At 53.7% G+C, this 2,039-nt stretch carries 2 protein-coding genes; one reads left to right on the forward strand and one right to left on the reverse strand.

The features are described from left to right. Positions 1-320 precede the first annotated feature (320 nt). Entirely contained in the window at positions 321-1,493 is a 1,173-nt protein-coding gene (locus ACR0ID_RS20310) for a cation:proton antiporter (RefSeq protein WP_480608392.1), read from the forward strand. Here ACR0ID_RS20310 and ACR0ID_RS20315 read toward each other — a convergent pair whose 3' ends face one another. Next, on the reverse strand, positions 1,494-1,901 hold the full coding sequence (locus ACR0ID_RS20315) for a c-type cytochrome (RefSeq protein ID WP_480586356.1): 408 nt from the start codon (positions 1,899-1,901) through the stop codon (positions 1,494-1,496). Positions 1,902-2,039 lie beyond the last annotated feature (138 nt).

The raw sequence follows: 2,039 nt of genomic DNA on the forward strand, positions 1-2,039 counted from the left end.
GTCCCAAAATTGTTCGATCTGGGCACCGAAGGCCGGATTGCCAGAAATGGGCGGCTGCATTTGCTTGAAAACATCCAAAAGTGAGGTCGGGTTATTTGTGTTGGATTTCTTTGTCGACATCGAAAACTCCTCCGCGTTTTCTGAATGAGCTATTGTGCTACCTGCGGCGCGCTTTCGCCTTAATACAGATCAATATCCCTTATTTTTAGTACCCTCGGCATAGGCTGCAACGGGACACTCACATTCTCTCAGACATCGGTTCCTAGAGGACAGTGTTGGAGTTAGAGTAGTCTAGATAAGAACTTAACGTTTGGGTTTCTATGCACATTGCCGGCTTTCTGATTACCCTTGGTGTCCTCTTCCTTGCCGGATTCGCGGCCGACCAACTTGGCCGGGCCACGCATCTTCCTCGTGTTACAACCTTACTTTTCCTCGGTCTGATCGCCGGGAACGCCGGAATGGGGTTGATCCCACTCGGCGTTGCAATGTGGTTCGACGAGATATCCATTGTGGCCTTGACGATGGTCGCGTTCCTTCTTGGAGGATCTTTGACATGCGAGAACCTGGTACGGCATGGCCGAGCCATTCTGACGATTTCGATTTCAATCGTGGTTGCAACCCTTGTTATTGTGTCTGCTGGACTGACCGCAATTGGCGTACCCTTCGGGTTGGCGTTGGTGCTGGCGGCAATTGCTACGGCTACGGCTCCGGCCGCCATGACGGACGTGATCAAACAATCTGGGGTGTCCAACAGCTTCACCGAGACATTAAAGGGCATAGTCGCAATTGATGACGCTTGGGGTCTGATCGTTTTCAGCGTCGCATTGGTTCTGGCCGGTCATTCGGACGGTTGGGCCACCATCACGACCACAGCGATGTGGGATTTCGGAGGGGCTATTTTTTTGGGTTCCGCACTAGGCGTGCCATCCGCTTACCTAACTGGCCGCTTAAACCCAGGAGAGCCGATGCAAGCCGAAGCGGTGGGAATCGTCTTTCTGACAGCAGGCCTTTCGTTGTGGCTAGAAGTTTCGTTCCTTGTCGCAGGCATGGTTGCGGGCGCAGTGATCGGAAATCTTGCCCGCCATCATGACAGTGCTTTTCATGAGATCGAGCACATTCAGTGGCCGTTCATGATTTTGTTCTTCCTACTGGCTGGCGCCACGTTGGAAATTGAAGCCTTCGGCTTGATGGGCTGGGCTGGTGCTCTTTTCCTATTCTTGCGCGCCGTCGCCCGCCTCGTCGGGGGTTATTGCGGAGCGAGACTTGGCGGCCTGCCTCGCCGTGAGACCCGCTGGTACGGTCCCGCTTTGTTGCCACAGGCCGGTGTTGCGGTAGGAATGGCCCTCGTCGCCGGAGAGCAATTTCCACATTGGGCCGCGTTGATCATGGCCTTTACTCTAGCCAGTACTGTGGCCTTCGAGGTGTTGGGGCCGCCGTTGACTCTCATGTCAATCAGACGAACGGCTGACATGGATGAGCAGATTGGTCAGTGACTATTCAGACTGGATCGATTCAAGAAAGGCGAGCAAATTCGCCAACGGCAGGCCTACCATCATAGGTTGCCCATTAGGTAGAGCCACTGCGATTTGTTGGTCTGTCTCAAACACCGCGCCAAAGATTGGCATTTCGCCCCCATGGGCGAGCAATTGTGAACGACCATCAATCTGTTCAGCTATGCGAACTATCGGAAACACACCGTCGTTTTCGCCTGCCAATTTGGTAAGGTCGGTTGTACGAATAGCAAGCATTTCCGCCATTGGTCCGTCTCCGGTCGCTTCGAAACCGTGACACTGCCAACAATACGTCCGATACAAATCACTTCCCTCACCGACGCTGACCTCCTGCGCTAGTGCAGGCCCCGTGACTAACAGTGCCAGTAAAATCCCTCGATAAACCTGCATATTCTCCTCCTGTCCGTCGTCAGGGATATTGGGACAGATGGCCGCCTGAGTGTTGATTTCCGCTGAGAAGTGACCCGGTAAGCCAGATAATTTTCACTGAGAATTGACCCATGTGAGCACATTGCCCCGACGTTTTCG

It is taken from the genome of Ruegeria sp. AL2, from assembly GCF_056540845.1.

Coding starts and splice junctions, on each gene's coding strand:
- ACR0ID_RS20310 (WP_480608392.1), top strand. CDS start 321: ATGCACATTGCCGGCTTTCTGATTACCCTTGGTGTCCTCTTCCTTGCC.
- ACR0ID_RS20315 (WP_480586356.1), bottom strand. CDS start 1,901: ATGCAGGTTTATCGAGGGATTTTACTGGCACTGTTAGTCACGGGGCCT.